This window comes from Ensifer sp. R1-3 (genome assembly GCF_056739175.1).
Genome location: NZ_CP096515.1, coordinates 357,252 through 376,150 on the forward strand (window position 1 = coordinate 357,252; position 18,899 = coordinate 376,150).

16 protein-coding genes are annotated in these 18,899 nt (G+C 63.9%); 6 read left to right on the forward strand and 10 right to left on the reverse strand.

Features of this window, described 5'->3' with window-relative positions:
• Positions 1-111 precede the first annotated feature (111 nt).
• The 5 genes from M1D43_RS01775 to bcoG all read right to left on the reverse strand — a co-directional run bounded on the left by M1D43_RS01775 (position 112) and on the right by bcoG (position 7,129).
• Positions 112-894 (reverse strand): carnitinyl-CoA dehydratase, encoded by a 783-nt coding sequence (locus M1D43_RS01775; protein ID WP_003536656.1) that lies wholly within the window; start codon positions 892-894, stop codon positions 112-114.
• A 5-nt stretch (positions 895-899) separates the two neighbouring features.
• A complete protein-coding gene (locus M1D43_RS01780; RefSeq protein WP_153313246.1) occupies positions 900-2,963 on the reverse strand; it encodes an acetate--CoA ligase family protein in 2,064 nt (687 codons plus the stop codon).
• Positions 2,964-3,157: 194 nt separating this feature from the next.
• Positions 3,158-4,318, reverse strand: a complete 1,161-nt coding sequence (locus M1D43_RS01785; RefSeq protein WP_153313247.1) for an acyl-CoA dehydrogenase family protein — start codon at positions 4,316-4,318, stop codon at positions 3,158-3,160.
• A gap of 242 nt (positions 4,319-4,560) precedes the next feature.
• A complete protein-coding gene (locus M1D43_RS01790; RefSeq protein ID WP_153313248.1) occupies positions 4,561-6,051 on the reverse strand; it encodes a carnitine 3-dehydrogenase in 1,491 nt (496 codons plus the stop codon).
• A gap of 175 nt (positions 6,052-6,226) precedes the next feature.
• On the reverse strand, positions 6,227-7,129 hold the full coding sequence (gene bcoG, locus M1D43_RS01795; RefSeq protein ID WP_003536409.1) for a 3-dehydrocarnitine:acetyl-CoA trimethylamine transferase BcoG: 903 nt from the start codon (positions 7,127-7,129) through the stop codon (positions 6,227-6,229).
• Positions 7,130-7,238: 109 nt separating this feature from the next.
• Between bcoG and M1D43_RS01800 the strand changes: the two genes are divergently transcribed.
• Positions 7,239-8,210, forward strand: coding sequence for a GlxA family transcriptional regulator (locus tag M1D43_RS01800; RefSeq protein ID WP_014526942.1), 972 nt, complete (start codon positions 7,239-7,241; stop codon positions 8,208-8,210).
• Between the two features lie 91 nt (positions 8,211-8,301).
• On the opposite strand, the gene M1D43_RS01805 is transcribed toward M1D43_RS01800, so the two are convergent.
• The 5 genes from M1D43_RS01805 to M1D43_RS01825 form a co-directional block, all read right to left on the reverse strand.
• Complete coding sequence (locus M1D43_RS01805; protein WP_003536404.1) at positions 8,302-9,063, reverse strand: SDR family NAD(P)-dependent oxidoreductase; 762 nt, start codon at positions 9,061-9,063, stop codon at positions 8,302-8,304.
• A 4-nt stretch (positions 9,064-9,067) separates the two neighbouring features.
• Positions 9,068-9,886, reverse strand: coding sequence for an ABC transporter permease (locus tag M1D43_RS01810; RefSeq protein ID WP_010969801.1), 819 nt, complete (start codon positions 9,884-9,886; stop codon positions 9,068-9,070).
• Positions 9,886-10,752 carry an ABC transporter permease gene (locus tag M1D43_RS01815; RefSeq protein ID WP_010969800.1) on the reverse strand — a complete coding sequence of 289 codons (867 nt, stop codon included), beginning with the start codon at positions 10,750-10,752 and terminating at the stop codon, positions 9,886-9,888. The genes M1D43_RS01810 and M1D43_RS01815 overlap by 1 nt, the downstream gene beginning before the upstream one ends.
• A gap of 157 nt (positions 10,753-10,909) precedes the next feature.
• Entirely contained in the window at positions 10,910-12,073 is a 1,164-nt protein-coding gene (locus M1D43_RS01820) for a polyamine ABC transporter substrate-binding protein (protein WP_153313226.1), read from the reverse strand.
• Positions 12,074-12,124: 51 nt separating this feature from the next.
• Complete coding sequence (locus M1D43_RS01825; RefSeq protein WP_153313225.1) at positions 12,125-13,246, reverse strand: ABC transporter ATP-binding protein; 1,122 nt, start codon at positions 13,244-13,246, stop codon at positions 12,125-12,127.
• A gap of 142 nt (positions 13,247-13,388) precedes the next feature.
• Between M1D43_RS01825 and M1D43_RS01830 the strand changes: the two genes are divergently transcribed.
• From M1D43_RS01830 to M1D43_RS01850, 5 genes are all read left to right on the forward strand, one after another.
• Complete coding sequence (locus M1D43_RS01830; RefSeq protein ID WP_003536398.1) at positions 13,389-14,192, forward strand: helix-turn-helix transcriptional regulator; 804 nt, start codon at positions 13,389-13,391, stop codon at positions 14,190-14,192.
• A 207-nt stretch (positions 14,193-14,399) separates the two neighbouring features.
• Entirely contained in the window at positions 14,400-15,359 is a 960-nt protein-coding gene (locus M1D43_RS01835) for a sugar-binding transcriptional regulator (RefSeq protein WP_003536397.1), read from the forward strand.
• Between the two features lie 114 nt (positions 15,360-15,473).
• Positions 15,474-16,919 carry an ABC transporter substrate-binding protein gene (locus M1D43_RS01840; RefSeq protein ID WP_003536396.1) on the forward strand — a complete coding sequence of 482 codons (1,446 nt, stop codon included), beginning with the start codon at positions 15,474-15,476 and terminating at the stop codon, positions 16,917-16,919.
• A 183-nt stretch (positions 16,920-17,102) separates the two neighbouring features.
• A complete protein-coding gene (locus M1D43_RS01845) occupies positions 17,103-18,026 on the forward strand; it encodes a carbohydrate ABC transporter permease (RefSeq protein ID WP_003536394.1) in 924 nt (307 codons plus the stop codon).
• Between the two features lie 11 nt (positions 18,027-18,037).
• On the forward strand, positions 18,038-18,895 hold the full coding sequence (locus tag M1D43_RS01850) for a carbohydrate ABC transporter permease (RefSeq protein WP_010969796.1): 858 nt from the start codon (positions 18,038-18,040) through the stop codon (positions 18,893-18,895).
• Positions 18,896-18,899 lie beyond the last annotated feature (4 nt).

The following is an 18,899-nucleotide window of genomic DNA, read 5'->3' on the forward strand; positions in this document are numbered from 1 at the left end:
GTCTTATGGAATGACTGCTCAGCCGCAAGCGCCGGTGCTCGCGGCGCGTCACGCTGAAACGCCGGCATCCTCCGGCTTCCACTCTGTCCGCGGCCGAAGCGGCCGCGTATCTCAGCGTCCCTTCCAGACCGGGTCGCGCTTCTCCGCAAAGGCGCGGGCGCCCTCGAGCTGGTCCTCGCTCGAATAGAGGACATCGACTGTCCTGAACTGGCGACGGGTGACCTTGTTCATGGTCGTCTGGAAGTCCCGGCCCTCGGCATCACGGACCACTTCCTTGATTGCGGCATAGACGAGCGGCGGGCCGCTTTCGAGCAGGCGCGCCAGTTCCCACGCGCGGTCCATCAGCCGTCCGGCCGGCAGGATCTCGTTGACGAAGCCCCAGCGGTTCGCTTCGACCACGTCGAGCCAGCGGCCGGTGAGCAGCATGTCCATGGCGATATGGTAGGGGATGCGCTTCGGCAGCTTGATCGAAGCGGCATCGGCGAGCGTACCCGAGCGGATTTCCGGGAGTGCGAAACTCGCATGTTCGGCTGCGAGGATGATGTCGGTCGAAAGCGCGATCTCCAGGCCGCCACCGCAACAGATGCCGTTGACGGCCGCGATGATGGGCTTGTTGAGGTCGCGCAGCTCCTGCATGCCGCCGAAACCGCCGACGCCGTAATCTCCATCGACAGGGTCGCCTTCCGCCGCCGCCTTCAGGTCCCAGCCGGGGCAGAAGAATTTCTCGCCGGCGCCGGTGATGATCGCGACCCGAAGCTCCGGGTCGTCCCGGAAATCGCGGAAGATCTCGCCCATGACGCGGCTGGTCTTCAGGTCGATGGCATTGGCCTTCGGCCGGTCGATCGTGACTTCGAGAATGGCGCCTTCGCGGCGCGTAAGGATCGGTCCGGTCATGGGCGTCATTTCCTCCGGCGGATCAGGGCGTCGGCGGCAACGGCTCCGTGGCCGTCCGGCAGCACCATTATAGGATTGATATCGAGTTCTTCGAGTTTGGAAGCGTTTGCAACGACATAGGATGCCGCGGCAGCGACAGTACGTATCAAGGTGTCGATATCGCCCTTCGGATTGCCGCGATAGCCATCGAGCAGCCTGCTGATTTTGAGCCCCGCAATCGCATCGCGGATACTCCCTTCGGTGACCGGCAGCGTGAGGATCGCGGAATCCTCCAGCAATTCGACGAGAATGCCGCCCGCGCCGATCGTCAGCACCGGACCTGCGACCGCGTCGCGCGTCGCCCCGACGATCAGTTCCGCCACCGGCTTGGCGATCATCTTCTCGACGAGGTAGCCGGAGGCGACCGATGCCATGCCGCGCGCCGCCTCGATGACCTCGTCACGGTTTGTCAGATTGAGCCTGACCGCACCGGCTTCGGTCTTGTGCGCCACGCCGAGGCCCTTGAGGACCACGGGGAAGCCGAGGGACTCGGCCGCCGCCGCGGCTTCCTCGACTGTCGCGGCGCTCCTGCCGCCGGGAACGATGACGCCCGCGGCTGCGAGCTCATCCTTCGCCTCGGCTTCGCTCAGGGTGACGATCTCGCCTCCCTCAGGACGCGAGCGAAGGAGGGGAGGTGCTGCGGGCTTCGCCCACACCGCGCCGATCGCAGCGGCGGTCTCGACGGCGGCGAGCGCCTCGTCGATACCGAAGAAGGGCACGACGCCCGCCGACACCAGAGAGATCGCGGTTTCCTCGGGCATGTTCTCGCCGAGGCTGGCGACGATGCCGGCGACCGCGCCGGTAGCCTTCGTCGAATCGATGACCGCCTCACAGGTCGTGACCCAGTCGGCCGCGTCGCAGCGATCGAGCCGCGGGAAATCGAGCACGATCAGGTTGAGCGCGTAGCCGCCGTGCATCATGGCCGTGAAGGCGGCCGTCTGCTTCTCGCGATTTCCCCAGACGAACGTGTGGTAGTCGAGCGGATTGGCGATCGTCACCATTTCGCCGAGGCTTTCGCGCAGCGGCTGGCGTTGTTCCTCCCTGAGTGCCCGGAAATTGACTTTGCGCCGGACGCCGGCATCCGCCATCAGCGATGCCTCGCCGCCCGAACAGCTCATCGAGGAGATATTGGCGCTGGGCAGCGGCCCATGAAGATGCAGCAGCTTCAGGGTTTCGAGCAGCTCGGGCAGCGTGTCGACGCGGCCGATGCCGAGGCGGGCGAGCAGGGCCGAGGAGACCCGGTCGTTCCCGGCCAGCGAGGCGGTGTGGGAGACGGTGGCAAGCTGGGCGGCTTCCGATTTCCCGACCTTCAGCGTGACCACGGGTTTGCGCAGCTCGCGGGCGCGGGCGGCAAGCCTTTCCAGCGCCTCGATGCTGTCGAAGCCTTCGATATGGAGACCGACGGCGGTGACGCGCGGATCCTCGAGCACGGCGCAGGCGATGTCGGAAAGGCCCGTCTGCGCCTGGTTGCCTGCCGTCATGACATAGGCCAGCGGCAGCCCGCGCTTCTGCATCGAGATATTGCATGCGATATTCGAGGACTGCGTGAGGATCGCGACGCCGCGTTCGACCCGGGGCATGCCGTGCTGGTCGGGCCAGAGCAGCGCGCCGTCCAGCATGTTGATGAAGCCGTAGCAGTTGGGGCCGACGATCGGCATGTCGCCGGCCGCCGCGACGAGCGCCTCCTGCAGGTCGTTGCCATCGGCAAGCTCGTTTGCCGCCTCGCGGAAACCGGATGCGTAGCAGACGGCACCCCCGGCGCCGCGCGTGGCGAGATCGCGGACGATCTCGATCGTGAGCGCGCGGTTGACCCCGACGAAGGAGGCATCGGGCGCCTCCGGCAGGTCGGCCACCGAGCGATAGCAGGGGCGGCCGAGGATCTCTTCTTCGCGCGGATGGACCGGCCAGATGTCACCGGCAAAGCCCATCTTGTCGCATTGTTCGATGACGCGGCGCGCCTCCTTGCCGCCGAAGACGGCGATGGAGCGTGGGCGGATGAGACGGTCGAGGGAGCGGGGAGGGGTGGTCATTGCGTCACCTTCCGAACGCTGCCATGCCCCTCATCCGGCTGCCGCCACCTTCTCCCCGCAGGCGGGGAGAAGGGATATGCCGCGCCATTCTGCTCAACTGCAGCCACTGCGCAAAGGGCGTCCCCTCTCCCCGCGCGCGGGGAGAGGGCTAGGGTGAGGGGCAAACTGCCGAAACTAAAGCGCTGCCGCATCACTCAAGCCCCCAGCGGCCGGAGCAGATCGCGGCTGATGATGTGTCGCTGAATCTCCGACGTTCCATCCCAGATGCGCTCGACGCGGGCGTCGCGCCAGAAGCGGGCGAGCGGCAGGTCGTCCATGAGGCCCATGCCGCCATAGATCTGGATCGCCTCGTCGGTGACGCGGGCGAGCATTTCGGTGGCAAAGACCTTGGCCGAAGCGATCTCGCGGTTGGCCGGCAGGCCCTGGTCGAGCCGCCAGGCGGCCGAGAGCGTCAGGAGGTCGGCCGCGTCGATCTCGGTGATCATGTCGGCAAGCTTGAAGGAGACGCCCTGATTGGCGCCGATCGGCTTGCCGAACTGCTTGCGCTCGGCCGCGTAGGAGAGCGCGTAATCGAAGGCGCGACGGGCGCGGCCGACGGAGGTGGCGGCCACGGTCAGGCGCGTGGCGTAGAGCCAGTCATTGGCAATATCGAAGCCTTTATGAACCTCGCCGAGGATCTGGGCGGAAGGCAGCCGGCAGTCGTCGAAAGTCAGGATGCAGTTCTTGTAGCCGCGATGCGAGACGGAATTGTAACCCTCGCGGATTTCGAAGCCCGGGGTGCCGCGGTCGACCAGGAAACAGGTGATCTTCTTCTTCGGTCCGCGCGGCGTCTGCTCCTCGCCGGTGGCGATGAAGACGATGACGAAATCGGCGATATCGGCATGGCTGATGAAATGCTTCGTGCCGTTGACGACCCAGTCGTCGCCGTCCGGCCGCGCGAAACATTTCATGCCGCGCACGTCGGAGCCGGCGTCCGGCTCGGTCATGGCGAGCGCGTCGAACTTGTCGCCGCGGACGGCCGGGAGCAGGTATCGCTCGCGCTGATCCTCGTTGCAGGCCATCAGGATGCCGGACGGCCGCCCGAAGAAGACGGTGAGGCCCATGGACCCGCGTCCGAGCTCGCGTTCGACCAGCGTGAAGGTCAGATGGTCCAGGCCGGCGCCGCCGACCTCTTCCGGGAAGTTGCAGGCAAAGAAGCCGAGCTCCTTGCACTTGCGGGCGATTTCCAGCCCGAGTTCGCGCGGCACCACTCCGGTCCGCTCGACCTCGTTCTCATGCGGATAGATTTCGGTCTCGACGAAGGTGCGGACCGTGTCGACGATCATCTGCTGTTCTTCGGTCAGTGCGAAATTCATTGTTCTCCCTCGTCCATTCTGGTCCGCGCGGCAGATCGCTCCTCAACGATCCACTGCGGAGCTCTCGGGCAGTGTCTGCCCCTCTCCTCGGGTCTGCCCCTCACCCTAACCCTCTCCCCGCTCGCGGGGAGAGGGGACGTGCCCCACGGTAGATGGGGTGCAAGCGGCTGCGGCATATCCCTTCTCCCCGCAAGCGGGGAGAAGGTGGCGGCAGCCGGATGAGGGGCTGCCGCACGCAATCCTTACCGCTTCTGCCCTACATGCCGCCCCGCGCCATCAGGCGCGTCCAGCTTCGCATGACCTTCCGCGATCGGCTTCAGCTTGGCCATCACCTCCGCCGGAGCCGGCACGGACTTGCCGGCCTTGGCGTCGACATGCAGCATCATCTGTTCGGCGGTGGCGATGACATCGCCCGAAGCCGCATCGTGAATGCGCGTGAAGAAGTGAATGCGCTTCTCGTCCGACGAAAGGAGCTGCAAGGTCGTATAGAGCGCCTGTCCGAGCTTGGCTTCGCCGAGATGGCGGATGTGGGTTTCGACCGTGTAGTAGCTGTGGCCGGCCTCGACATAGGCGAAGTCGACGCCGATCACCTTGAGCAGTGCATCGGAGGTGTCGCCGAAGAGCTGCAAGTAGCGATGCTCGGTCATGTGGCCGTTGTAGTCGACCCAGGCGGCGTTGACCTTGGTATCGACCAGACGCAGCGGCCCGGACGCGTCCAGGCTCTTCGACGGGCTGCCGCCCTTTTCCCAAAGCCGCTTCTCGAAATCGGCGAGCAGCTTGCCGGCACCCCAGCCTTTGCCGCCGTCGCCGGCCTTCAAGGCATGCATGATACCGACGAGGTTTTCGTCCCGGATGCGTTCGAGTTCGCGGATGGAGCGACCGGCGGCCTGCGCGTCCGATTGTGCCCCGATCTTCTCGACAAGCGCGTCGTCGAGATCGACCACGTCGGTGAATTTCGTCCAGGGCCATTTGAGGCAGGGGCCGAACTGGGCGAGGAAGTGGCGCATGCCCGCTTCGCCGCCGGCGATGCGATAAGTCTCGAAGAGACCCATCTGTGCCCAGCGCATGCCGAAGGAATATCGCATGACGTCGTCGAGCGTCTCGGTATCGCAGATGTCGTCCTGGATCAGCCAGAGCGCTTCGCGCCAGAGCGCTTCGAGCAAGCGGTCGCCGACGAAGGCCTCTATCTCCTTGGCGATGACGACTCCCTTCATGCCGATCTCGGCGACCGCTTCCTCGGCGCGTCTGATCGTTTCCGGCGAAGTCTTCCTGCCGCCGACGAGCTCCACCAGCGGCAGCAGATAGACCGGGTTATAGGGATGCGCCACGAACATGCGTTCGGGATGCTTCATCTCGGCCTGCAGGGCGGACGGGAGCAGGCCCGAGGTGGAGGAACCGATGAGGGCGTCGGGCCGGGCGGCCGCATCGATCTCGTTGATGACGCCGCGCTTCAACGGCAGCCGTTCGGGCACGCTTTCCTGAATCCAGTCAACGCCCTCGACCGCTTCCTGAATGCTCCTGCAGAAGGTGAATTTGCCGCGCGGCGGCAGCGGCGCCATGGTCAGCATGCCATAAGCGCGTTCCGCATTCGCCATGACCTCGCCGATGATGCGCTCGGCTTCCGGATGCGGGTCGAAGATGTTGACGTCTATTCCTGCAAGCGAAAAACGCGCAGCCCAGGCCCCGCCGATGACGCCGCCGCCGATACAGGCGGCCTTGGTGATTGTGGTCATTCCCCTCTCCTCGATTCCTTGGAATCCTAGTCTACCCCTCCAGTCGAGTATGCCCCTCACCCTAACCCTCTCCCCGCAGGCGGGGAGAGGGGACTGGGCGCCTACGGCTTGCGTCCTTCTCCCCGTTTCAACGGGGAGAAGGTGCCGGCAGGCGGATGAGGGGCCGAACTGACTCTTACCGCTTCGTCAGCTTCAGCTTCCTGCGGACCTCTTCCGGACCGATGATCTTCGCGCCCATGCTCTCGACGACGGAGACCGCTTTCTCCACGAGTTGGGCATTGGTCGCGAGCTGGCCCTTGCCGACATAGAGATTGTCTTCCAGGCCGACGCGGACGTTGCCGCCGGCAAGGACCGCGGCGGCGGGATAGGCCATGGCGTTCCGGCCGATCGAGAAGGCGGAGAAGGTCCAGTTCGAGGGCACGTTGTTGACCATGGCCATGAAGGTGTTGAGATCGTCCGGCGCGCCCCACGGAATGCCCATGCAGAGCTGGATCAGCACCGGATCCTCGATCAGGCCTTCTTCGGCGAGTTGCTTGGCGAACCACAAATGCCCGGTGTCGAAGGCCTCGATCTCCGGACGCACGCCGAGTGCGGTCATCTGCCGTGCCATCTCGCGCAGCATCGACGGCGTATTGGTCATGACGTAATCGCCCAGCGAGAAATTCATCGTGCCGCAGTCGAGCGTGCAGATTTCCGGCAGGCATTCGGCGACATGCGCGACGCGTTCGGTGGCGCCGGCCATGTCCGTGCCCTTCTCGTTGACGGGGAAGGGGCTCTCGACGTTACCGAAAACGAGGTCTCCGCCCATGCCGGCGGTCAGATTGAGCACCACGTCTATATCGGCGGAGCGGATGCGATCGGTCACTTCCCTGTAGAGATCGAGCCGCCGGGCAGGCGCGCCGGTCTCGGGATCGCGGACGTGACAGTGGACGACGGCGGCACCCGCCTTGGCGGCCTCGATCGCCGACTCGGCGATCTGTTTCGGCGTGACCGGAACGTGGCTGGATTTCGAGACGGTGTCTCCGGCGCCGGTGACGGCGCATGTGATGAACACCTCGCGGTTCATGCTGAGCGGCATTGATGTCCTCCCTTTCGTTGTCCGTATTACGAGCCAGAAAGTGCGGCGCTGCTTTTCATGGATAGAACCATCCTATACATTATCGGAATTCTCTGGAGGAAGTTTTGCCTTGGACAGCAGCATCGCGCAGGCGCAGCATATCGATCTTCTGATCCTGCCGGAGACCAATCTCATCCTTGTCGCATCGGTTATCGAACCGCTGCGCGCCGCCAACCGCATCGCCGGGCGGACGCTTTACAGCTGGAGCCTGTTCAGTCCGGACGGGAGGGCGATCGAAACGAAGAGCGGCATTCCCGTTCCGGTGGCCGGCGCCTTCCGTCCGCAGCGCGAGACGGCGCCGCTCTTCGTGCTTTCCAGCTACCACTGGCAGCGCAGCGCCACCTCGCAGCTCAAGATGCTCCTGTCGCAGACGGCGCGGCACCGCGAGATGATGGCCGGCATCGAATCCGGCTCCTGGCTGCTGGCGGAGACGAGCCTCCTCGACAATTTCTCGGCCACCACCCATTGGGAGGATTTCGAGGATTTCGCCGCCGCCTATCCGCAGGTGACGATGGTGCGCGAGCGTTTCGTCATCGACCGAAAACGCATCACCACCGGCGGCTCGCTGCCGACGCTGGACCTGATGCTGGAACTGATCCGCCGCGCGCACGGCTATTCGCTGGCGCTCGAAGTGTCGCGCCTCTTCATCTACGAGCAGGAACGCACCCGCGGCGACCTCCTGCAGGTACCCGCAATCGGCAACATGCGCATTCTCGACACCCGCGTCGGCGCCGCGGTCAAGCTGATGGAAGAAACGGTCGAGGCGCCGCTGACGCTCGCGCGGCTGGCGCGGCGCGTGGGGGTCAGCGCCCGGCATCTTCAGGATCTCTTCAAGGAGACCATGGGCGTCGCGCCGCACGAACACTATCTGGCGCTGCGGCTCAACGCCGCGCGGCGCAAGGTCATCGAAACGCGGATGGAGTTCGCCGACATAGCGGCGATTTCCGGCTTCAACTCGTCGTCTTCATTTTCGCGCAGCTATCGCGCGCATTATCGGGAAAGCCCCAGCGAGACGCGCCGGCGGCTCAAGCTGAAAAACTGATTCAAGGGCTTCATGCGGCAACTGAGCGAAGGTGAGTTTTGCGAGTCGAATCAGCGATCTGCCGCAAGTCCCTCGAGAAAGGGTTCAGCGGTCAGACGACCGTCTCGCCCCCGTCCACCACGAGGATCTGTCCGGTCATGTAGGAGGAACGGTCGGAAACAAGGAAGAGGATCGACTCGGCGATCTCGTCGACGCTCGCCCAGCGGCCGAGCGGAACCCTCTCGCGGATATAGGCTTCGATGGCCTCGCGCCCGCCCATCTGGTCGATGAAGGGCTCGTTGAAGGGCGTGTCGACCCAGCCGGGGCAAAGAGCGTTCACCCTGACGCCGTATTTCGCATAGTCGCCCGCCATCTGCCGGGTCATGGCGATGACTGCGTGTTTCGTCGTCGTATAGGCGATCATCTCACGATCGTAGAGAACGCCTGACGAGGAAGACGTGTTGACGATCACGCCGCGGCCTGCCTTCTTCATCGAGGGCATGACGAGGCGGGCGGCCATGAAATGGGCGCGGACGTTGAGGTTCCAGGACCGGTCGAAACCCGCCACCTCGACCTCTTCCAGGTCGCCGGCGACCTGCGCGCCGGCGTGATTGTGCAGGATGTCGATCCGTCCGTGCCGGTAGAGAATATCGGCAATGCCGTCCGCAAGCGCGTCGTCGTCGGTGACGTCGACCGCGAGCGCTTCAGCGCTGCCGCCCCCGGCGGCGATCGCTGCCACGGTGTCGCCTGCGGCTTCCACGCTGCGGTCGACGACCACCACATGTGCGCCTTCGCGGGCCATGATGGCGGCACCCGCCCGACCGATTCCGGAGCCCGCTCCGGTCACGATCGCGATCCGGTTGTTCAGGATCATTGTTTCACTCCCCGGATTTGCTTTTCTTTTCGCGCATGAGCACGCGGGCGGTCAGGATAAGTAACAGCGAGGCGACCAGGACCAGGGTCGCGATCGCGTTGATTTCCGGCGTCACCCCGCGGCGGATCGAGGCGAAGACATAGATCGGCAGGGTCGTCTTCGAGCCGGCGACGAAGAAGGCGATGATGAAGTCGTCGAAGGAGAAGGTGAAAGCGAGGAGAAAGCCCGCGAGGATCGACGGCAGGATCTGCGGCAGCACGATCAGCCTGAAGGTGGTGAGCGGCGTCGCATAGAGGTCGCCCGACGCCTCGACGATGTCGCGGCCGAGGCTCGCGATGCGCGCCTTGACGATCATGGTGACGAGCGCCATCGAGAAGAGCCCATGGGCGGCGATGATGGAGCCGTAACCGAGTCCCAGTTGCGGCGGCTGCTCGCCGGGCCAGAGGGCTGCGATCGTCGGGTTGACGAAGGAGAAGACCGCGACGAGTGCGACCAGTGTCGCGATGCCGATGACGACGCCCGGGACGACGATCGCCGCGGCGAAGAGTGCATCGAAGAGCGCCCGCATGCGAGAGCCAAGCCGCTCCATGCCGAGTGCGGCCATGGTGCCGAAGACGGCGGCAAGCGTGGCGCTGGTGAACGCGATGATCAGGCTGTTCTGCAGCGCCGAGACGAGAAATGTGTTGCCGAGCGCCTTGCCGTACCAGGCGAGCGAAAAGCCCGTGAACTCGCTCGCATTGCGTCCGGCATTGAACGAGAAGAGCACGACCAGCGCGATCGGCGCATAAAGGAAGAGATAGACGGAGGAGATGAAGGCGCGCATCAGACGAGATCCACCTGTCTTGTTCCGGCGACCTTCCAGGCGATCCGCATCGCCACCATGAGGACGACGACGACGACGGCGACGAGGGTCACGGCGATCGCCGATCCGAAGGGCCAGTTCCGCGACTGCAGGAAGAGATCGACCAGCGCATTGCCGATGAAGAAGACCTTGCCGCCGCCGAGCAGCTGCGGGATCAGATACTCGCCGAGAAGCAGGATGGTGACGAGCGCGACGCCCGTCATGACGCCCGGCAGCGACAGCGGCAGAGTGACGCCGAGAAAGGTGGAGACGGGCTTGCCGCCAAGATCGGCGGAAGCCTCCAACAGGCGGCGGTCGAGCTTTTCCAGGCTCACATAGATCGGCATGATCATCAGCGGCAGATAGCCGTAGACGATGCCGAGCAGCACGGCGCCGGGCGTGTTCAGCATGCGGACGTCCTCGATGCCGATCATCGACAGGAGATTGGGAATGCCGCGCGAGCCGAGGATGTACATCCAGGCATAGGTACGCACGAGCAGGCTCGTCCAGAACGGAACGACGACAAGCGAGACGAGGATGAGTCGGTAGCGCGGGTTTGCCTTGACGGCGAGGTAATAGGCGACCGGATAGGCGACGACGAGGCAGAGCAGGGCGCCGGCCGGGGCGAGCATCAGCGTATTCCAGAACGCGGCCGCCCGCGTCGGCAGATTGGCGAACTGCGCAAAGGTGAAAGCCGGCTGGTATCCGCCTTCAGGCGCCCGCTCGCCAAAGGCGAAGACGAGCATGGCGATGAATGGGAGAACCAGGAAGACGGTGAGCCACACGGCCGCCGGCGCAATCAACGCCGCCGTAACCAGGTTCCTCTTCGTGTTCGTTGCCACGCGCATGATTTGTCCGTCAGAATGCGTGTTGAGATAGCCCCTCATCCGGCCTGCCGGCCACCTTCTCCCCGCAAGCGGGGCGAAGGGGACTCGCGGCGGCCGCGAGCCTGTCCCCTCTCCCCGCGAGCGGGGAGAGGGCTAGGGTGAGGGGCAAATCGCGAGCTCAAGCCGATTTGAAACGCGCCATCAGCTCGGCGCGGCCCGGATCCGTCAGCGTCACCGCGGCGCCGAACTCGAGCGGGGTGAGGGCCGCTTCGTCCGGATAGACGATCTTGTTCGAGGTGACATCGGCCGGAAGCAGCTTCATGACGCGGCTGTCGGTCGTCGGCGCGCCGTTGGCGATGTGTTCCTTCACGGCGTTTGCCGGGGTCATCAGGTAATCGAGCAAGGCGTAGCCGGCGGGTTTGTTCGCTGCACTCTTCGGGATCGCGTAGAAGTCCGACCAGATCTCGCCCCCGTCCTTGCCGAGCACGAACTTGATCTCCGGCATGTCGCGGTTGAGTTGGGCCCCGTCATTGGTCCAGCACATCGTCATCCAGGCATCGGTCGCGCGCATCGACGGCTGATAGTCGCTGTTGATGGCATAGAGATGCGGTTTGACCTTGATCAGCAGCTCTTCGGCCTTGGCGAGCTCTTCGGGCTTGATCGAATTGAAGGAGAAGCCGAGCGAGACCAGCGCATTGCCGATCGTGGTGAGCTGATAGTCGTGCACCATCGCGCGGCCGTCGGCTTCCGTCATCGCAATCTCGAAGAAGTCCTTCCAGCTCGCAACCGGCGCCTTGATCTTGTCGGAGTTCACCGCGATCCCGGTGGTTCCCCAGTTCTTCGGCACGGCATAGGTCTTGCCTTCGACAATGCCTTCATTGGTGAAGCGCGCATTTTCCGTCGAGGCGTCGTAGTTGGGCAGCTTGGAAAGATCGAGCTCGTCGATCAGGCCGAGCTTCACATAGGTCGAGATCGTGTAGTTCGTGGGCACGAAGAGGTCCCAGCCGGTGCCGCCCGCCTGCAGCTTCGCCAGCATTTCCTCGTTCGAGCCGAAGACGTTGACTTCGACCGCGACGCCGGTCGCGGCGGTGAAGGCTTCGAAGGTGGCGGGATCGTGATAGTTCGGCCAGGTGGCGATCGACATCTGCGTGCCGAGGTCGCCGGCGGCGTAAGCGGCGGAGTTGAAGAGGCCGGGCTGGCGCGCCAATACGGCCGTCGCGAGGCCGAGGCCGGTGACGCCAAGGAAGTGGCGGCGCGAAACGGAGCCGCGCTTCAGGCGCATCAGCTCGTCGGCAAGCTTGTCCTCGGTGATCGGGGCATTCTCTCTGTACCACTTGGTCATGATGCTGTTCCCTTATCGTTGACGTCAATTGATTGCGGCAGATCGGGCCCCTCAGGCCGGAAAGACATGCATTGCATTCGGGTCGAAGCTGAGCCCGATCCTTTCGCCGGGTTCGGCGAGATCGTGGTCGTTCAGGCTGCGGCGGTCGGCGGTAACGAGAAAATCGCCGAGGCCCTCGACCTCGACCGAATATTCGACGGACGAGCCCAGGAAGATGCGGTGGGTCACCGTGCCCCGCAGCGCAGCGCTGCCGTCGCGCACCAGGCTTATCGCCTCCGGGCGCAGCGCCACCATGACCGGGCCTGCCGTGCCGTTGGCGCGGGCGGGCTCGGCAAGTCCGACGCCATTGGCGAGGATGACGGCGCCGGCGCCGGGTTCGATCGTCCCGGCAATGCGGTTGGTCTTGCCGACGAAATCGGCGACGAAGAGGCTTGCCGGGCGGTCGTAGATCTCCTGCGGCGGCCCGATCTGCACGATGCGGCCAGTGCTCATGACGCAGACGAAGTCGCTCATCGAGAGCGCCTCTTCCTGATCGTGCGTGACGAGCACGAAGGTGATGCCGAGCTCGCGCTGCAGGCTCTGCAGCTCGATCTGCATGGCGGTGCGCAGCTTCTTGTCGAGCGCTGCGAGCGGCTCGTCGAGGAGCAGCACCTTCGGCTTGTTGACGATGGCGCGGGCGAGCGCCACGCGCTGCTGCTGTCCGCCGGACATTTCGTGGATGCGGCGCTTGCCGAAGCCGCCGAGTCGGACCATCTCCAGCGCCTCCTGGGCGCGCCGGGTGATCTCGGCCGCCGGGATACGGGGGCGCATCTGCTTCAAGCCGTAGGCGACGTTCTGCTCGACATCGAGATGCGGGAAAAGCGCATATTGCTGGAACACCATGTTGACCGGCCGGCGATAGGCAGGCACGCCGTTCATCGGCTGGCCGCCGATATAGACCATGCCTTCGCTCGGTTGCTCGAAGCCGCCGATCATGCGCAGGCATGTGGTCTTGCCGCAGCCGGATGGGCCGAGCAGCGCAACGAAGGCGCCCTTCGGCACCGTCAGGTTGATGTCCGATACCGCCGTCACGCTGCCATAGCGTTTGGCGACCGAACGGAATTCGATGTCGTTCGTCGAAGCGGATGTCACGTCTGTTCCCTGCGGTCGTTCTTGGAATTGCTCGCGGTTCATGCACCGCCGCTTCCACCGTCATTATCGGATAGCCTAGTCAAAAGCGCCCGGGCCGGTATATACCCCAAGAGAGGTATTTCAACCCAAAGCGCCCTGTGGAAGGAGTATACCCCAGAGCGGCGGAGCGAGCCGGGAGAACCGTTTGGGCATCGACCTCGACAGACTTTTTCAGGCGATGGCGCCGCTGGTGAACGGCGCGCCGATGGATGACGAGGCTGTCGGCTGCACATTCCGGGGACTGATGTCCACCTTGATGACGTTCGATTATGTCGTCGTCTTTGCCTACAGGGGAAAAGAACGGCCGCTCGACCTTTACAGTACGTTCGACGCCGAGGATCACGTGCTCTTCGTGAGCCTCTATCAGGCCGGACCTTATCTGCTCGATCCGTTCTATCACGCCGCTCGTGCCCCCAAGCCCGGCGTGTGGCGCATGCGGGAACTGGCACCCGACCGTTTCTTCTCGAGCGAATACTACCGGACCTACTACGTCCAGACGGGGCTTGCCGAGGAGGTCGGCTTCTTCGTGCCGGTCAGCGAACAGGTCACCGTCGTCCTCTCATTGATGCGGCGGGAGGCGACGGGCGTCTTCAGCGCGACGGAATTCGCACTGCTGAAGAAGGCGGAGCCGCTGGTGGCGGCTTTCGTGCGCCATCATTGGGCGGAACTCGACCGTCGCTTCGATACGGCGCTCGCGAAAAAGGGCAGGGGCCGCCGGAAGGCGGCGCATCCGCCGGCAGACGGGGTCTGGCGGCATCTCAACCTCACCGAGCGGGAAGCCGCCATCATCGAACTCGTGCTTCAGGGGCATTCTTCCGAATCGATCGGATTGAAGCTCGGCATCTCGACGGGCACGGTCAAAGTCCACCGCCGCAACGTCTATCGGAAGCTCGGCATTTCCTCGCAAACCCAGCTCCTGTCTCTCTACATCAAGAATCTCGGTCAGTAGAGAGACCGGCCTCCGCTTCTCCCGCTCGCCAGACTCCCTTGGCTTTTCGAAAACTCAGCGGAACGCATCGCCGATGTGCCCGCGTTTTTTCGGCATGCCACCAACTGAGACTTGACAATTTTTTCAACCCATGAAAATTATTTCATATCGAGATAAAAATATCATGCGCTGCAAAAATTATCATGCAATGCAGCATGGGTGGAGGATATGGCGATCATCGGTGGAATGGCTGTCCGCGACGACGAGGCGAGCATGGCGACCCGCGCCGCCTGGCTGCATTACGCGGGCGGGCTGACCCAGGCCGAGGTCGCCAAGCGTCTGGGACTGACGTCGCTCAAAGCGCACCGGCTGATCATGAAGGCCAATCAGGAAGGCTTGGTGAAAGTCTATATCGACGGGGACGTTTCCGAATGCGTCGAGCTGGAGCAGAAGCTTTCCAGCCGTTACGGCCTGGACTATTGCGAGGTGGTCCCGGACTTCGACAGCGACGACCTGCCGCTGAAGGCGCTCGGCATCTCCGGGGCACAGTTTCTCAGGCGCGAGATCGAGCGCGGAGAGACGGCGCTGATCGGCGTCGGCCACGGACGCACGCTCGCAGCCAGCATCGAGTACATGCCGCGCACGGCGAGCAACAATACGCGCTTCGTTTCGCTGCTCGGCGGGCTCACGCGAAAATTCTCCGCCAATCCGCATGACGTGATCCACCGCCTGGCAGAGCGCACGGGCGCCGAAGCCTATGTGATGCCGGTGCCGTTCTTCGCCAACACGGTCGAGGATCGCGATGTCCTTTTCAGCCAGCGCGGCGTGCGTGAGGTCTTCGATCTCGCGAAGTCGGCCGACCTTCTGATGGTCGGAATCGGCACGGCCGAGCGCGAGGCGTCGCTTGTGGCGACCGGGATGATCGAGATGCGCGAAATAGCGGAGATTCAGAAAGCGGGCGGCGTCGGCGAGCTGCTCGGCCACTTCTTCGACGAGAAGGGCAGGCCGATCGAGACCGCGCTTTCGAACCGCACTTTCACGCTTGGCCGGCAGGACCTGAAGAACCGCCGCACCGTGGCGATTGCCGGGGGCAGGGTCAAGACGCGCCCTATACGCGCGGTCCTGGAGAGCGGATTCCTGAGCGGGCTCATCACGGACGAGCGCACTGCGCAGACGCTGGCCGCTTGAGAAACATGGGACCGAGGAGCGACGAAAATCGGCGCTGCGGTCCGGGGAGGCAATACCGGTTGGGTAGCCGGCAGCTCAGTCGAGCAGTTTTACCCGTAGTGGAGGAGAGAACAGATGTACGACAAGGAGAAAGACCTCATTGGCGCATTCCTGCGCGGAGAGGTGGACCGTCGCGGCCTGTTGAAGGGCCTTGGCGCGGCAGGCCTGACGGCGGGCACCGCCGGCACCCTGTTCAACATGATGTCGACCCAGGCGCTTGCCGCCGACTTCGACTGGAAGGCACATTCCGGCAAGTCGCTGAAGCTGCTCCTGAACAAGCATCCTTATGCGGATGCGATGATCGCCAATCTTCAGGCGTTCAAGGACCTGACCGGCATCGAAGTCACCTATGACGTCTTCCCGGAGGATGTCTATTTCGACAAGGTGACGGCGGCGCTCTCTTCCGGCTCGTCGGAATACGACGCCTTCATGACCGGCGCCTATATGACCTGGACCTACGGTCCGGCCGGCTGGATCACGGACCTCAACGAGTGGATCAAGGATCCGGCGAAGACAAATCCGCAATATGGCTGGGACGACTTCCTGCCGGGCGTCAAGGCTTCCTGCGCATGGAACGGCCAGCCGGGCGGTGCGCTCGGTTCGGAAGATGCCAAGCAATGGTGTATTCCGTGGGGCTACGAGCAGAACAACCTCTCCTATAACCAGGAGATGTTCGAAAAGGTCGGCGCCAGCGTTCCGAAGAACCTCGATGAACTCGTCGCCACGGCGGCAAAGCTCAACAAGGACGTAGGCGGCGGCGTCTACGGCATCGGCGTGCGCGGCTCCCGTTCCTGGGCGACGATCCATCCGGGCTTCCTTTCCGGCTACGCCAATTTCGGCCAGAAGGATCTGAACGTCTCGGAGGACGGCAAGCTTTCGGCCGCGATGAACACGGCGGAATCCAAGGCCTTCCACGCAAAATGGGTGCAGATGATCCAGGAAAGCGGCCCGAAGGACTGGTCGACCTATACCTGGTATCAGGTCGGCACGGACCTCGGCGCCGGCGCCTCCGCCATGATCTACGACGCCGACATTCTCGGCTATTTCATGAACGGCGGCGACAACAAGATGGCAGGCAAGCTCGCTTACGCTCCGTTTGCCGCCAACCCGGAGGCAAAGGCTCCGACGCCGAACATCTGGATCTGGTCGCTGGCCATGTCCAACTTCGCGAAGGACAAGGATGCGACCTGGTATTTCCTGCAATGGGCATCGGGTCTCGAGCACGCGATCTTCGGCGCGACCAAGATGGACTTCGTCAACCCGGTCCGGGCATCGGTCTGGAAGGACGAGATCTTCCGCGAGCGGCTGAACAAGAGCTATCCCGGATATGTGGAGATGCACGACGTTTCGGCGCCGGGCGCGAAGATCCACTTCACCCCCCAGCCGCTTTTCTTCGACCTCACCACCGAATGGGCGGCGACCCTGCAGAAGATGGTGGCGAAGGAAGTGCCGGTCGACGAGGGTCTCGACAGGCTTGTCGAGAGCATCAACCGGCAGCTCGCGGAAGCCGGGCTCGGCTGATCGCACTCCCGGCTTGGAACGGAAGCGGGCGGACATCATCGGACGTCGCCTTCCGCTCCAGGCCAGCCCGCCGCCGGCGGGCCGCCGTTTCGGCACGAAAAACAGATGGAAGAGGGGGTCTGGCTGCGCCGGCCGCGGCCGACCCCGTATGTCATAGACACAGGCATTTAGACGGAGCTGGCCATGGCTTCAGTAACGCACTCCAGCCCAAGGGGCAGCAGGTTCAGGATCAGCAAGAGGGCCTTGCCCTATGTGCTCTCCCTGCCGGCGCTTCTCGTGTGCATCGGTATCCTGATCCCGTTCTTCACGGCGGTGATCTATTCCTTCCAGCGCTACCGGCTCAGCCAGCCCTGGGCACGCCAGTTCAACTGGGGTGAGAACTATCTGAACTTCTTCACCGATCCGGGTTTCTGGAACACGCTGAAGATCTCGCTGCTCTATGCCGGCGTCACCGTGACCCTGGAGCTGCTGCTCGGTCTCGGCATTGCGCTGCTCCTGCAGCGCCGCTCGACGGTCAACAACTTCATCTCGATCATGCTGCTCCTGCCGCTGATGACGGCGCCGGCGCTTGCGGCGCTGATGTGGAAGCTGATGACCAATCCCGGCTTCGGGATCCTGAGCTATCTCGCAAGTCTCGTGGGCCTTGAGAACTTCCGCTGGGCATCGTCGCCGGACACGGCGCTGCTGACCGTCGTGCTCGTGGACATCTGGGTCTATACGCCCTTCATCATGATCCTGCTGCTCGCGGGCCTGCGCTCGCTGCCGACGCAGCCATTCGAAGCGGCCGCGCTCGACGGCGTGCCGCGCAGCTTCGTCTTTTTCCGCATCACCCTGCCGATGCTCACGCCCTATATCCTGACGGCGACGCTCTTTCGCCTGCTCGATTCCATCCAGCAGTTCGACATCATCTACGCGATGACGCAGGGCGGGCCCGGAGACACGCTGACGGTCTTCCAGGTCGAGGCTTACCTCAACTTCTTCCAGTCGACCAATGTGGGGCGTTCCGCGGCGCTGCTGATCATCCTGTGGGCGATCACCTACGCGCTGTCGAACATCTTTATCAAGAACTGGCTCCGGCTGCGCGAACGCGCCCGCGGCGAAGCGTAAGGAGGCCGAAAATGGAAACCACCTCTCCGGTCGAAAGACTCCTGCGCGGCGTCGCGCTTACCCTGGTCGTCGTCTTCTTCATGTTCCCGATCGTCTGGATCTTCCTCATGTCGTTCCAGACGAACGAGACGATCCTCAGAATACCCCCATCGGTGGTCTTCACGCCGACGCTCGAGAATTATGCGGCGCTGATCACCGGCAAACTCCAGACCGCTTCCGGCACGCTCGATATCGCCTTCATGCGCAATCTCGGCAATTCGGTCCTGCTGTCGGTCGCTTCCGTAGCGCTGGCGCTGGTCCTCGGCGTGCCGGCGGCCTATGCCTTCGCTCGGCACAAGTTCAGGGGATCGGAGGACATTGCCTTCACGCTCCTCTCCTTCCGCTTTGCGCCGCCACTGCTCGTGTTGCTGCCCTTGACGCAGTATTTTCAGTGGCTTGGCCTCTCGAACACCTATTTCGGTCTCATCTGGATCTACCAGCTGATCTGCCTGCCGCTCATTCTCTGGATCGTGCGCGGCTATTTCGAGGACATCTCGGCCGACGTCGAATATGCCTATCGCATCGCCGGCCACTCCTGGTTCTCGACGTTCCGCAAGATCGCCCTGCCGCTGGCAGGTCCCGGGATCGCAGCGGCCGGTCTGCTCGCCTTCATCTTCGCCTGGAACAATTTCGTGTTCGCCCTGGTGCTGGCTTCCGCAGACAAGCAGCCGGTGACGGTCGGCGCGCTGGCTTTCGTCACGGCCTCGGGCATCCAGTACGGCCAGATCGCCGCCGCGATCGTGCTCTCGATCACGCCGACGCTCGCACTCGCACTCTACGCCCAGCGCTACCTCGTCGAAGGCCTGTCGCTCGGTGCGGTGAAGGGATAATCGA